Here is a 13,322-nt window from a genome sequence, read left to right as displayed (position 1 = left end):
CACCAGCTCGCTCAATAGCGTTGCGCCTTGGCCAGCTTGGGGGTCAGTACCGGCTCCGGCGGCTCGGCGCTGATGGCGACCGGCTGGGCCTTCGCGCCGGGTGCGAGGTTCTCGGCGCCGACGTAACGGGTCTCCACCACCTTCCCCGAGGAGTCGAGGAAGTCGACCTGGACGGCGTAGGACGCCTTCTTGTCGGTCTTGTTGGTGATGGTGACGACGACGGCGAGCAACCCGCTGGTCTGGGCGCGCGGTTTGCCGGTCATCGCGACTTCGGACATCGCGTTGCCCTGGCCCATGACGTCCTTGAGCTGGTTCTGGGCGTCCTTGCTCGCGCGGGCCACCTCTGAGGACACGGAAGCCTCGAAGGAGGACGCGGCGGCCGATGCGGAGGATGCCGCGGCGGAAGCCTGGGCGCGGGCGGACGCGACCGCCGAGGACGCGGCCGACTTCAGGGCCGACGGTGTCATGCCCGAGAAGGAGGCCGTGTCCGGGGTCGAGGCCTGTGAGCTGCCGCTACCGCTGTCGTTGTCGTCGCCGCACGACACCAGCGCGACCGTGCTCGCCGCTACGACGGCGAGGACCAGGGCGGCCGGGCGGGCCCGGCGAAGTGACTTGGTATTCATCGAAATGAACCCTATGCCGGAATTTTCGACCCGGCATGTCCTCGACGGCCACCCGGTGGACCCTCCCTCAGACCTCGTCCCGCGTGAGGCCGATCAGCCGGTCCAGGACCCTCGGCCCGCCCGCCCGTACCCCGTCGTGCTCGAACTCGTCGGTGACCCAGGTGCGCAGGCCGCGGATCGCGCGGGCGGTCCGCAGGGAGTGGGTCGCGTCGACGTACATGTCGTCGTGATAGACGGCCGCGGCGACCGGGACCTCGTTGACGGCGAGGCGCGCGGGGTCGTAGAGCGGCTGCCAGTCGGTGTGGGCGGCGAGGAGTTCGGCGGTCTCGCGGAGCGGGCGCAGGGCGGGGTCGCAGTCGAACATCCAGGGGTGGATGGACTCGCCGGTGAAGAGGAGGGGGCTGTCGCCCGCGAGGGTCTTGGCGGCGTCGAACTGCGGGAACTCGGCGCGGACGCGCTCCGCCGACCAGGCGGTGGGGCGGCTGTCCTGGCCGTAGCACGCCTCGTGGACGAGGGCGTAGAGGGGGTGCCCGGCGAAGGAGAGGGAGTTCTGGACCTCTTCCTGGAACGCGTCGGAGAGTTCGTGGCCGCTCGGGGTGCGGACGAAGGCGTTCTCCAGGAGGAAGTGGAGGCGGTGGCTGCCCTCGCTGCCGCCGAGCATGATGCCCAGGGACTGGAAGGCCTCGGCGGTGAGCCGGTAGCCGTTGGGGAGGATCGGCTCGTGCTGCATCAGGTGTTCGGCGATGCGGCGGGCGCGTTCCACGTCCTGCGGGTAGCGGTCGTAGTGGGCGGCGACCTTGCCTTCGATGCGCGGGTAGGCGGCGCGGTAGACGTCGTCCGCGTGGGCGTCGAGGGACGGCAGGCCGCCGGTGAGGATCGCGGCGCGCAGGCCTTCGGGGGCGGTGGACAGGTAGTTCACCGTGCAGAAGCCGCCGAAGCTCTGGCCGAGGACGGTCCAGGGGGCGCCGCCGGTGAGCGAGGGACGGATCGCCTCGCAGTCCCGGACGATCGAGTCGGCGCGGAAGTGCGTGAGGCGCTCGGCCTGCTCGGCGGGACCGCCGTACAGCGGGAGCGTCTGGCGGGTGAGCGGGGTGGAGTGACCAGTGCCGCGCTGGTCGAGGAGGAGGACGCGGTAGTCGTCCAGCGCGCGGCCGAGCCAGGCCTGTCGTCCGACGAAACGATTCGCCCCGAAACCGGGTCCGCCCTGGAGGTAGAGCAGCCACGGCAGGTCCTCACGGTGCGCCTTGTCGCTCGCGACGACCTCACGGGCGTAGAGCTCGATGGTCCCGCCCGTGGGGTCCTCGTGGTCGAGGGGCACGGTGAAGTGGCGGTCGGTGAGGACGACGCCGGGCTGGCGGTAGCTGACGGACAACGGGGCTCCTGGGACGGACGATTTACGGGCCGCGTCACATCTCAGCACATGCGCGTCCGATATCCGACCCCCTGGATCATGAAATCCTGTCGATCACTACTGACCGACGGGTCAGCGCGCGGCCAGGCTGGAGCGGCGCACCACCAGTTCCGGCTGGAGCACGACCCGCCGATGCTCGTGCGGACGCGCTGCGGTCTCCGCCTCCGTCTCCTCCAGAAGCAGCTCGGCGGCCAACGCGCCCATGGTGACGGCGGGTTGGCGCACCGAGGTGAGCGGTACGGCGGCTGCCGCGGCGAACTCGATGTCGTCGTAGCCGACGATCGCGAGGTCGTCCGGGACACCGACCCCGGCCGCGTACATCGCCTGGAGCACGCCGAGGGCGAGGAGGTCGTTGGCGCAGAAGACGGCCGTCGGCCGGTCGGCGAGGCCGAGCAGCCGTGCTCCGGCGTCCCGGCCGGCGGCCACGTCGAGCCGGTCGGTGGGCAGCTCGCGCAGCGCGTCGGGGTCGAGCCCGGCCTCGGCGAGCGCGTTCTTCGCGCCCGTACGGCGGTCCCGCACCTGGTTGAAGCCGGGCGGGCCGCTGACGTACGCGATGGAGCGGTGCCCGGCGTCGACCAGGTGCCGCACGGCGAGCGCGCCGCCGGCGACGTCGTCGACGGAGACCGAGCACTCGGTGGTGCCCTCGGCGACGCGGTCGACGAGCACGAAGGGGATGCCGTGCCGGCGGAACGACTCGATGTTCCGCCCGGTCGCGTCGGCCGGGGTCAACAGCACGCCCCGCACCCGCTGTTCGGCGAAGAGCGAGAGGTAGTCGGCCTCCTCGACGGGGCTCTGCGCGCTGTTGCAGACCATCACGCCCAGCCCCGATTCCCGCGCGGCCCGCTCGGCGCCCCGGGCCACGTCCACGAAGAACGGGTTGCCCATGTCGAGGACGAGCAGCCCCATGATCCGGCTGCGCCCGGCGCGCAACTGGCGCGCGGACTCGCTGCGGACGTAACCGAGGCGGTCGATCGCGGACAGCACCCGGGCCCGGGTCTCCGTGGCGACGGTGTCCGGGCGGTTGATGACGTTCGAGACCGTGCCGACGGAGACTCCGGCGGCGCGGGCGACGTCCTTGATACCCACCGGCTGGGCCATCAGGCGGAGACCTCCAGGGTGACGTGGGACGGCGGGCAGGTCTTCACATTACCGCCATGACCTGTGCCGACTCCTGCGGCGGTGCCGCTCACGCGGGCAGGGCGAAGTCGACGACGTGGAGTGCCGAGGGGGTCGTACCGCTCGACTTCTCCTGGTACATGAACGACAGCACGTTGTCCGCCCGCACCCGCGGCTCGTCGACGACGACCTCGCCGAACGCGTTCAGACCGCTGCCGTCGTACAGCAGCGCCCAGTCGGTGTAGCCCGAGGACTTCGAAGCGCCCGCGATCCGGCCGTAGGGCAGTACGGCATAGGCGTTGTCGTACTTGTCCAGGACCAGCTTGGTGCGCTGGCTGGAGTTGAGGGCGATCGGGATCTCGGTCTTCTGCCAGGTGCCGGCCGCGTTCTTGCGGACGTGGAAGGCGCGCCCGTTGGCGGTGCGGTCGGTCACGTAGTTGGTGGTGCACTGGCCGAAGCGGCCGGGGACGTAGCTGATGATCGCGTGCGGGAGGCCGGTGGAGTCGGTGGACTGGCTCTCCTGGTTCATCAGGGAGTGGTCGGGGTCGAGCGGGTCGACGACCAGGCCCGCATCCGTGACGGCCACGGTGTTCGAACTCCCCGTTGTTCCTACGACAGTTCCGGCGTCGTTGCGCCAACTACGGCCCCGGTCGGTCGAGTAGACGTAGCCGGTGTCGTGGTTGGTGATGCCCCCACTACTGCACATCACGGCGGCGGACTGCTCGCGCCAGGTGAAGAAGGAGTGCAGCCGACCGTTGACGTCGTAGTCGATGCCGTGCAGGTACATGTTGCGGGCGGTGCTGGAGCCGTGGGCGCTGGTGTAGGTGCCGGTCGAACTGCTCCACTCCCCCAGCGCGGTCCACTGCGAACCGTCGTACTCCGCAAGGGCGTTGCGGCCGTTGCCGGATATCCCGACGCGGTAGCTGAGCTGCAGCTTGCCTTCGGGGGTGGCGATGAACTGGGGGTAGGTGAACTGGGTGGTGAGCGCGGTGCCGTCCAGCGATGTCTGTACGGCGCCGAGGACGGCCGAAGTCCAGGCGGTGGACGCCGGGTTGTCGAGAAGACCGGCGACCGACTTGACGTAGAAGAAGCCGTCGCTGTGGGAGTCCAGGTTGATGTGAAGACGCCCGTCGACCTTGGACACGCCCATGGAGATGACGTTGTGGGAGTCGTCGCTCTTGAGGGTGTGGGAGAGGGTGACCGTGGACCAGGTGGACCCGCCGAGGGCGCGCCGGCCGACGACGGCGTTCCTCGTGGCCGTGTACCAGACCGCGTACTGATAGCCCTTGTAGGTCAACAGGCCGTTCTTCTGGAACGAGTTGTTGTTGACCAGGCCGTCGTACGAGACGAAGTAGACGGCTTGGGCGTCGAGTTGGGTGGTGCTCTTCTTGGTGACGGACGGGCCGGGGTCGGCCGCCCGTGCGATGCCCGGCGTTGCCACGGCCGCAAGTATGGCGGTGGTGAGCACGGCGCGTCTTCTCATGAGCGGCTCCTGTGGGGGATCACGCGAGGTGGAAGACCTCGGTGAGGGGCTTCATCGCTTCGTCGGGACGGGCGCCGTCCAGGGACTCGAAGAACGGCGCCATCTCCGCCTGCCAGCGGGAGTTGATGTCGGTGGCTTCCATGCCGGCCTGGGCGGCGGCGAAGTCCTCGGTCTCCAAGTAGCCGACCAGCAGGCCGTCTTCGCGCAGGAAGAGCGAGTAGTTGTGCCAGCCGGTGGCCGAGAGCGCGTCGAGCATCTCGGGCCACACGGCGGCGTGCCGCTCGCGGTACTCGTCGAGGCGGTCCGCCCGGACCTTGAGCAGGAAGCACACGCGTTGCATCAACACCCCTGTATCTACTAGAAGTTGAACTGGTCGATGTTCTTCGCGTCGAACACGGTCGGCTTGCCGAGGTTGATCACGCCGTCCTTGCCGATGGTGTACGACGTCCCGCCGGCCTTGAAGGTCTCGCCCTCCTTGCCGGTGATCTGCCCCGACACCAGCGCCACCGCGGTCTGCGCCGCGAGGGCGCCGAGCTTCGCCGGGTCCCACAGCTCGAAGCCGTCGACGGTGCCGTTCTTGACGTACTTGCGCAGGTCGTTGGGGGTGCCGAGGCCGGTCAGCTTGACCTTGCCCTTGTACTTCGAGCCGGACAGGTACTGGGCGGCGGCCTTGATGCCGACGGTGGTCGGGGAGATGATCCCCTTCAGGTTCGGGTGTTCCTGGAGGAGACCCTGGGTCTGCTGGAAGGACTGCTGGGCGTCGTCGTTGCCGTAGGCGACCTTGACCAGCTTGATGTTCTTGTACTTCGGGTCCTTCAACTCGTCCTTCATGAAGCCGATCCAGGTGTTCTGGTTCGTCGCGGTCTGCGCGGCCGACAGGATCGCGATCTCGCCCTTGTAGCCGATCTGTTGGGCGAGCAGCTGCACCTCGGTACGGCCGAGGTCCTCGGCGCTGGCCTGCGAGACGAAGGCGTTGCGGCACTCCGGGTTGGTGTCGGAGTCGTAGGTGACGACCTTGATCTTGTTGCTCATCGCCTGCTTGAGCGCGGTGCACAGGGCACCCGGGTCCTGCGCGGACACGGCGATCGCGTTCACCTGCTGCTGGGTGAGCGTGTTGACGTAGGAGACCTGCCCGGAGGTGTCGGTGGCGCTGGTCGTGCCCACCTCCTTGTACTTCTCCCCCAGTTCGGTGAGCGCCTTCTCGCCGCCCTTGTCGGAGGTGGTGAAGTACGGGTTGTTGACCGCCTTCGGCAGGAACCCGACGGTGAGCCCCTTCTTGAGCGCGGCATTCGGATCCGCCTTACCACCGGTGACGGCCGACCCGGTGTTCTCGTCCTTCACGTCCTTCTTGGTGGTACCACCGCAGGCGGTGGCAACGAGGGTGAGTGAGGTAACGGCGACGAGGGCCGCAAGGGCACGACGAAGGGATGTTTTACGCATGGCAGGGGTTCCTTTGTCAGGAGGGTGAGTGGAGCGCCCCGTAAGGGGCGCGGGGAACTGCGCGACCAGCCACAACCGGCCGGCAGCTTTCGAACGACCTATCCGACGGCTCGTGCAGCGGCCCTCGCGATGGCAATCTGGCGTGCGACCCGAGGGCCGAGTACAGAGACGACTAGCAACACACCGGTGACGACAATCTGCGACTGCGCGGAAACATTCACCAGACTCATCACGTTCTGCAACGCCCCGAGCAGAAAGACCCCGGCAACCGCACCTCCCAACGTCCCCTTCCCACCGTCGAAGTCGATCCCACCGAGCAACACAGCGGCTACGACGGAGAGTTCAAGCCCGGTGGCATTGTCATAGCGCGCACTGGCGTAATGCAGCGCCCAGAAGACCCCGGTCAACGAGGCCATCAACCCCGTCACCGTGAACAGGATCAGCTTCTGCCTCCGCACCCGAATACCAGCAAACCGCGCCGCTTCCACATTCGCCCCGATCGCGAACAACGACCGCCCGAACGGCGTGGCATGCAGCACAACCACGGCGATGGCAAGCAGCACCAGGAAGGGTAGAAACGCCTGCGGCAGGAACGTCCCCCCAAGCCGCCCGGACGCGAAGTCCAGATACTGCGTAGGGAAATCGGTCACGGCGTCGGAGCCGAGCACGATCTGCGCGATCCCCCGATACGCGGCGAGCGTACCGATCGTGACGGCGAGGGACGGCAGCCCCAGCCGAGTGACGAGCAGCCCGTTGATCAACCCGCAGACCACGCCCAGCAGCAGGCAGATCGGGATGATCGTCTCGATGGTCATGCCGTCGTTCCACAGTTTGCCCATCACCGCGCCCGACAGCCCCGCCGTGGAGGCGACCGACAGATCGATCTCGCCGGCGACGACCAGCAGGGTCATGGGAAGGGCGATCAGCGCGATGGGAAGCGTGTTGCCGATCAGGAACGACAGGTTCAGCGCGTTGCCGAAGCCGTCCACGAAGGAGAAGGAGAACAACAGCAGGACGATGAGCAGCGCGCCGACGACCGTGTCCCAGCGGATCGCACGCGTCAACGACTCAGGCATGGCGGGCGTTCCTCTTCTTCAGTGCGGTGGCCACACGCAGGGCGACGATCCGGTCGACGGCGATGGCGAGGATGAGCAGGATGCCGTTGATGGCCAGCACCCAGACGGAGCTGACGCCGAGGGCGGGCAGCACACTGTTGATGGAGGTCAGCAGGAGTGCGCCGAGGGCCGCGCCGTAGACGCTGCCGGAGCCGCCGGTGAAGACCACACCGCCGACAACTACCGCGCTGACCACGGTGAGTTCGTACCCGGTGCCGGTGCCGGAGTCGACGTTGCCGAAGCGGGCGAGATACATCGCGCCGGCGAGTCCGGCGAGCCCGCCGCAGAAGGTGTACGCGGCGAGGGTCCGCTTGCGGACGGGGATGCCGGCGAGCCGGGCGGCCTCGGGGTTGGAGCCGAGCGCGTACAACTCCCGTCCGCTGCCGAAGTGTTTGAGGTAGTAGGCGGTGGCGATGAGAACAACGAGCGCGATCATCGCGAGCCAGGGCACGGCCGACAGTCCGCCGGAGCCGAAGTCCACGAATCCGCCCGGGAGATCGGCGGCGGTGATCTGTCGTGAGCCGACCCAGATGGAGTCGACACCCCGGATGATGTAGAGCGTCCCGAGCGTGACGACCAGGGCCGGCACCTGCCCCAGACTCACCAACAGCCCGTTCACCAGGCCGAGTCCGACACCGAGCAGGACCGCCAGCAGGATCGCGATGACAGCGTTGCCACCGCCCTGGAGATAGTTGCCGGTGGCGAAGGCGGTGATGCCCAGCGTCGAGCCGACGGACAGGTCGACGTTGCGGGTGATGACGACCAGCGACTGACCGGTGGCGACGAGCACGAGGATCGTCGCGTTGAGGAGCAGGTCCTTGATGCCCTGCTCGGACAGGAACTGACTGTTGCCCGCCTGCGTGATGCCGATCATCACCAAGAAGACGACCAGGATGGCGAGTTCGCGCATCTTGAAGACCCGGTCGACGAGCCGCGTGCTGCTCGACTCGGGCACCTCGGCGGCGGGCGCGGGATTGGGCGCGGTGACCGTCATACGGCGGCCCTCCCGAAGAGTCCGAACGTCATGAAGGGCCTGTTCATGCGGCGACCCTCCCGGTGGCTGCGGCCATCACGGTTTCCTCGGTGGCTTCGGAACGGGGGATCTCGGCGGTGAGGCGGCCCTCGTGCATCACCAGCACGCGGTCGGCCATGCCGAGGATCTCGGGCAGATCGGAGGAGATCATCAGGACGGCGACGCCGTCGGCGGCCAACTCGCTGAGCAGCCGGTGCACTTCGGCCTTGGTGCCGACGTCGATGCCACGGGTCGGCTCGTCGACGATCAGCACCTTGGGGCCGGTGGCGAGCCACTTGGCGAGGACGACCTTCTGCTGGTTGCCGCCGGAGAGGGTGTTGACGGTGTCGGCGATCCGCGCGTACTTGACGTGCAGCTTCACCGCCCAGTCGAGGGAACGGCTGCGCTCGGCGCCCCGGTCGACGAGGCCGGCCTTGACGGTCGTACGCAGGCCGGTCAGTCCGATGTTGCGCTCGATCGACATGTCCATCACCAGGCCCTGGGCGCGCCGGTCCTCGGGGACCAGGGCGAGGCCCGCGGCCATCGCGGTCGAAGGGGCGCCGTTCGTCAGCGACTTGCCGTCGACCTCGACACCGCCGGCGTCCCACCGGTCGATGCCGAAGACGGCCCGCGCGACTTCGGTACGGCCGGCGCCGACCAGCCCGGCGAGACCGACGATCTCGCCACGCCGTACGTCGAAGGAGACGTCGGTGAAGACGCCCTCGCGGGTCAACCGCTTGACGCTCAGGGCGACTTCACCGGGTTCGACGTCCTGCTTGGGGTACAGCTCGTCGAGATCGCGGCCGACCATGCGCCGTACGAGATCGTCCTCGGTCATGCCGTCGATGGGCTCGCTGGAAATGAGCGCGCCGTCGCGCAGGGTGGTGACGCGTTGGCAGATCTGGAAGATCTCCTCCAGGCGGTGCGAGATGAACAGGACGGCGGCGCCCTGTTCGCGCAGGGTGCGCACGACGCCGAAGAGGCGGGCGACCTCGCTGCCGGTGAGGGCGGCCGTCGGCTCGTCCATGATCAGGACGCGGGCGTCGAAGGAGAGCGCCTTGGCGATCTCCACGATCTGCTGGTCGGCGATGGACAGGCCACGCGCCGGGCGGTCGGGGTCGAGCTCGACGCCGAGCCGCTTCATCAGGTCGGCGGTCGCCGCGTAGGTGGCCTTGTGATCGATACGGCCCAGCGCGCGGCGGGGCTGGCGGCCCATGAAGATGTTCTCGGCGATCGACAGGTCGGGGAACAGGGTCGGTTCCTGGTAGATCACGGCGATCCCCGCGTCGCGGGCGTCGCCGGGGCCGTGGAAGAGGACGGGCGCGCCGTCGAGCAGCACCTGGCCGGCGTCGGGCCGGTGCACACCGGCGAGGGTCTTGATGAGAGTGGACTTGCCCGCGCCGTTCTCACCGGCGAGTGCGTGCACCTCACCGGGGAAGAGTTCGAGGGACACGTCCCGCAGGGCGCGCACCGCGCCGAAGGACTTGGAGATGCCCTTGAGCGCGAGCACCGGGGCCGGACCCGCGTCTGACGGGTGGGTCATGAGGGGCTCCTCGACGACGTCGGCGGGTAGTCCGTCACAGCGTCGTGAAAGGTTTCAACTGGGTTGCCGGGACGTTAGGCGCGCCAGCCTTGTCACGTCAATGGGTCCGCGTCGAAAAACTTTCGATAGCCAAAGGTCACATTGGAGTCACGGAGCACAGGCTTCGCCGTAGGGCTTGACACCCCTTCGGGAGGCTCATAGCTTCCCTCTCTGAATCGTTTCATACATACGTCGTTCCGTCGCACGTCACAGGAGTCCTCAAGTGACCGATCTCGCCGCGGTGAAGTCCGCTCTCAAGACCCAGGCAGTCGAGACGCCGTCGTGGGCGTACGGGAACTCGGGGACCCGGTTCAAGGTCTTCGCCCAGGAGGGCGTTCCCCGGACTCCGCAGGAGAAGCTGGAGGACGCGGCGAAGGTCCACGAGTTCACCGGCGTGGCGCCGACCGTGGCCCTGCACATCCCCTGGGACCGGGTCGACGACTTCGGGGCGCTGGGGAAGTTCGCGCAGGATCACGGGCTGAAGCTCGGGGCGATCAACTCGAACACGTTCCAGGACGACGACTATCGGCTCGGGAGTGTGTGTCATCCCGATGCGGTGGTGCGGCGCAAGGCGCTTGATCATCTGCTGGAGTGTGTCGACATCATGGATGCGACGGGCTCCGCCGATCTGAAGTTGTGGTTCGCCGACGGCACGAACTATCCCGGGCAGGATGATCTTTCCGCTCGGCAGGATCGGTTGGGTGAGGCGCTCGCGGCTGTGTATGAGCGGCTGGGGGACGGACAGCGGATGTTGCTGGAGTACAAGTTCTTCGAGCCGGCGTTTTATTCGACGGATGTGCCTGATTGGGGTACTGCGTACGCGCATTGCCTGAAGCTCGGGCCCAAGGCTCAGGTTGTGGTGGATACCGGGCATCATGCGCCTGGTACCAACATCGAGTTCATCGTCGCCACGTTGTTGCGGGAGGGGAAGCTCGGGGCGTTCGACTTCAACTCTCGGTTCTATGCGGACGATGACCTGATGGTGGGGGCGGCTGATCCGTTTCAGTTGTTCCGGATCATGTATGAGGTGATTCGGGGTGGGGGGTTCACTGCGGATGTGGCGTTCATGCTGGATCAGTGTCACAACATCGAGGCGAAGATTCCGGCGATCATTCGGTCGGTGATGAATGTGCAGGAGGCTACGGCGAAGGCGTTGCTGGTGGATCGGGTGGCGCTGGCTGCAGCCCAGGGGGCGGGAGATGTGCTGGAGGCGAATGCCGTGGTGATGGACGCGTACAACACTGATGTGCGGCCGTTGTTGAGGGAGTTGCGGGAGGAGCAGGGGCTTGATCCTGACCCGATTTCGGCGTATCGCTCCAGCGGGTGGCAGGAGCGGATTGTTGCTGAGCGGGTGGGTGGGCAGCAGGCGGGTTGGGGCGCCTAATCATCTGCCGGGTATCTGTCGTTTGCGGGTGCGGGTCCGTTGTGGCTGGTCGCGCAGTTCCCCGCGCCCCTAAGGAAGTAAACCCACCTCTCTCGTAAGGAACTGAAAGTCATGGCACCGCACCCCGAAGCTGCCGCTCTCCTCGCTCGTTCCAATCTGCTTGGCTCCGATCCTCGTAATACCAACTACGCCGGCGGGAATACGTCCGCGAAGGGCACCGACACTGATCCCGTCACCGGCGGGGATGTCGAGTTGATGTGGGTCAAGGGGTCCGGAGGGGACCTTGGGACGCTCACCGAGGGTGGGCTCGCCGTGTTGCGGCTGGACCGGATGCGCGCGCTTGTCGACGTGTACCCGGGTGTGGACCGCGAGGACGAGATGGTGGCCGCGTTCGACTACTGCCTGCACGGCAAGGGGGGTGCGGCGCCTTCCATCGACACCGCCATGCATGGGCTGGTGGACGCCGCTCATGTCGATCATCTGCACCCGGACTCGGGGATCGCGCTCGCCTGTGCCGCCGACGGGGAGAAGCTGACCGCCGAGTGTTTCGGGGACACCGTGGTGTGGGTGCCCTGGCGGCGGCCCGGGTTTCAGCTGGGGCTCGACATCGCCGCCGTCAAGACCGCCAATCCCCAGGCCATCGGCTGTGTGCTCGGGGGGCATGGGATCACCGCGTGGGGTGACACCTCCGAGGAGTGCGAGCGGAACTCGCTGCACATCATCCGTACCGCCGAGGCGTTTCTCGTCGAGCGAGGGAAGCCTGAGCCCTTCGGGCCCGTCGTCGAGGGGTACGGTGCGCTGGCCGAGGCCGAGCGGCGGGAGCGGGGGGCCGCGCTTGCGCCGTATGTTCGTGCTGTCGCCTCTCAAGACCGGGCGCAGGTGGGGCACTTCACCGATTCCGAGGTCGTGCTCGATTTTCTTGCGCGGGCCGAGCATCCCCGGCTTGCCGCGCTCGGTACCTCCTGCCCCGATCACTTTCTGCGGACCAAGGTCAGGCCGCTTGTTCTCGATCTGCCGCCCACCGCTCCGCTGGACGAGGCCATCGCTCGGCTGAAGGAGCTGCACTCCGCCTATCGCGAGGAGTACGCCGCCTACTACCAGCGGCACGCTCTGCCCGACTCCCCCGCTATGCGTGGTGCCGATCCGGCGATCGTGTTGATTCCGGGCGTGGGGATGTTCTCCTTCGGCAAGGACAAGCAAACGGCGCGCGTGGCCGGCGAGTTCTACGTCAACGCCATCAACGTGATGCGTGGGGCCGAGGCCGTGTCCACGTACGCGCCGATCGAGGAGTCGGAGAAGTTCCGTATCGAGTACTGGGCGTTGGAGGAGGCCAAGCTTCAGCGGATGCCCAAGCCCAAGCCGCTTGCCACTCGGGTCGCGCTCGTCACCGGTGCGGGGAGCGGGATCGGGAAGGCCATTGCCCGGCGGTTGGTCGACGAAGGGGCTTGTGTTGTCGTCGCCGATCTCAACTCCGACAGTGCGCAGGCCGTTTCGGAGGAACTGGGTGGGCCCGACAAGGCCGTCGCCGTCACCGTTGACGTGACGGACGAAGGTCAGATCGCCGATGCCTTCAAAGCTGCCCTGCTCGCCTTCGGTGGGGTCGATCTCGTCGTCAACAACGCCGGGATCTCCATCTCCAAGCCCCTGTTGGAGACTTCGGCCCGGGACTGGGATCTGCAGCACGACATCATGGCCCGCGGGTCGTTCCTCGTCTCGCGTGAGGCTGCGCGGGCGATGATCGCGCAGGGGCTCGGGGGCGACATCCTCTACATCGCGTCCAAGAACGCCGTGTTCGCCGGGCCCAACAACATCGCATATTCGGCCACCAAAGCCGACCAGGCCCATCAAGTACGGCTGCTCGCCGCCGAGTTGGGTGAGCACGGTATCCGGGTCAACGGGATCAACCCGGACGGTGTCGTGCGTGGTTCGGGCATCTTCGCGGGGGGTTGGGGGGCGCAGCGGGCGGCGACCTATGGGATCGAGGAGGAGAAGCTCGGCGAGTTCTACGCCCAGCGGACCATCCTCAAGCGCGAGGTGCTGCCGGAGCATGTCGCCAACGCCGTCTTCGCCCTCACCGGCGGGGACTTGACGCACACCACCGGGCTGCACGTCCCGGTCGACGCCGGCGTTGCGGCCGCCTTCCTTCGGTGAGCGCA

At 67.6% G+C, this 13,322-nt stretch carries 11 protein-coding genes; 2 read left to right on the top strand and 9 right to left on the bottom strand.

All coding sequences use genetic code 11. The features are described 5' to 3' along the window. Window positions 1-11 precede the first annotated feature (11 nt). The 9 genes from ACIBK4_RS15160 to ACIBK4_RS15120 form a co-directional block, all read right to left on the bottom strand. The gene (locus ACIBK4_RS15160; protein WP_398995115.1) at window positions 12-623 is read right to left on the bottom strand and encodes an FxLYD domain-containing protein; all 612 of its coding nucleotides are present in this window, start codon (window positions 621-623) and stop codon (window positions 12-14) included. Between the two features lie 67 nt (window positions 624-690). Continuing rightward, window positions 691-1,995, bottom strand: coding sequence for an alpha/beta fold hydrolase (locus tag ACIBK4_RS15155; protein ID WP_398995114.1), 1,305 nt, complete (start codon window positions 1,993-1,995; stop codon window positions 691-693). A gap of 111 nt (window positions 1,996-2,106) precedes the next feature. Continuing rightward, window positions 2,107-3,132: a LacI family DNA-binding transcriptional regulator gene (locus ACIBK4_RS15150; RefSeq protein ID WP_033278942.1), complete on the bottom strand. Its 1,026-nt coding sequence runs from the start codon at window positions 3,130-3,132 to the stop codon at window positions 2,107-2,109. An 88-nt stretch (window positions 3,133-3,220) separates the two neighbouring features. Then, window positions 3,221-4,633 carry a BNR repeat-containing protein gene (locus ACIBK4_RS15145; protein ID WP_398995113.1) on the bottom strand — a complete coding sequence of 471 codons (1,413 nt, stop codon included), beginning with the start codon at window positions 4,631-4,633 and terminating at the stop codon, window positions 3,221-3,223. Between the two features lie 19 nt (window positions 4,634-4,652). After that, window positions 4,653-4,973: an L-rhamnose mutarotase gene (locus ACIBK4_RS15140; RefSeq protein ID WP_033278944.1), complete on the bottom strand. Its 321-nt coding sequence runs from the start codon at window positions 4,971-4,973 to the stop codon at window positions 4,653-4,655. 17 nt (window positions 4,974-4,990) lie between these two features. Next, window positions 4,991-6,073 carry a rhamnose ABC transporter substrate-binding protein gene (gene rhaS, locus ACIBK4_RS15135; RefSeq protein ID WP_398995112.1) on the bottom strand — a complete coding sequence of 361 codons (1,083 nt, stop codon included), beginning with the start codon at window positions 6,071-6,073 and terminating at the stop codon, window positions 4,991-4,993. A gap of 98 nt (window positions 6,074-6,171) precedes the next feature. Continuing rightward, window positions 6,172-7,149 (bottom strand): ABC transporter permease, encoded by a 978-nt coding sequence (locus ACIBK4_RS15130; protein ID WP_398995111.1) that lies wholly within the window; start codon window positions 7,147-7,149, stop codon window positions 6,172-6,174. Continuing rightward, complete coding sequence (locus tag ACIBK4_RS15125) at window positions 7,142-8,182, bottom strand: ABC transporter permease (protein ID WP_366435264.1); 1,041 nt, start codon at window positions 8,180-8,182, stop codon at window positions 7,142-7,144. Before ACIBK4_RS15125 ends, ACIBK4_RS15130 begins: the two co-directional genes overlap by 8 nt. Before the next feature lie 43 nt (window positions 8,183-8,225). Then, entirely contained in the window at window positions 8,226-9,743 is a 1,518-nt protein-coding gene (locus tag ACIBK4_RS15120; RefSeq protein ID WP_398995110.1) for a sugar ABC transporter ATP-binding protein, read from the bottom strand. A gap of 262 nt (window positions 9,744-10,005) precedes the next feature. Between ACIBK4_RS15120 and rhaI the strand changes: the two genes are divergently transcribed. Further along, on the top strand, window positions 10,006-11,166 hold the full coding sequence (rhaI, locus tag ACIBK4_RS15115; RefSeq protein ID WP_398995108.1) for an L-rhamnose isomerase: 1,161 nt from the start codon (window positions 10,006-10,008) through the stop codon (window positions 11,164-11,166). Window positions 11,167-11,277: 111 nt separating this feature from the next. Next, window positions 11,278-13,317 (top strand): bifunctional aldolase/short-chain dehydrogenase, encoded by a 2,040-nt coding sequence (locus ACIBK4_RS15110; protein ID WP_398995107.1) that lies wholly within the window; start codon window positions 11,278-11,280, stop codon window positions 13,315-13,317. Window positions 13,318-13,322 lie beyond the last annotated feature (5 nt).

This window comes from Streptomyces sp. NPDC050528 (assembly GCF_044457795.1).
GTDB lineage: Bacteria > Actinomycetota > Actinomycetes > Streptomycetales > Streptomycetaceae > Streptomyces.
Note: the sequence above shows the minus strand (reverse complement) of the source record. Positions and strands in the feature narration are given on the sequence as shown.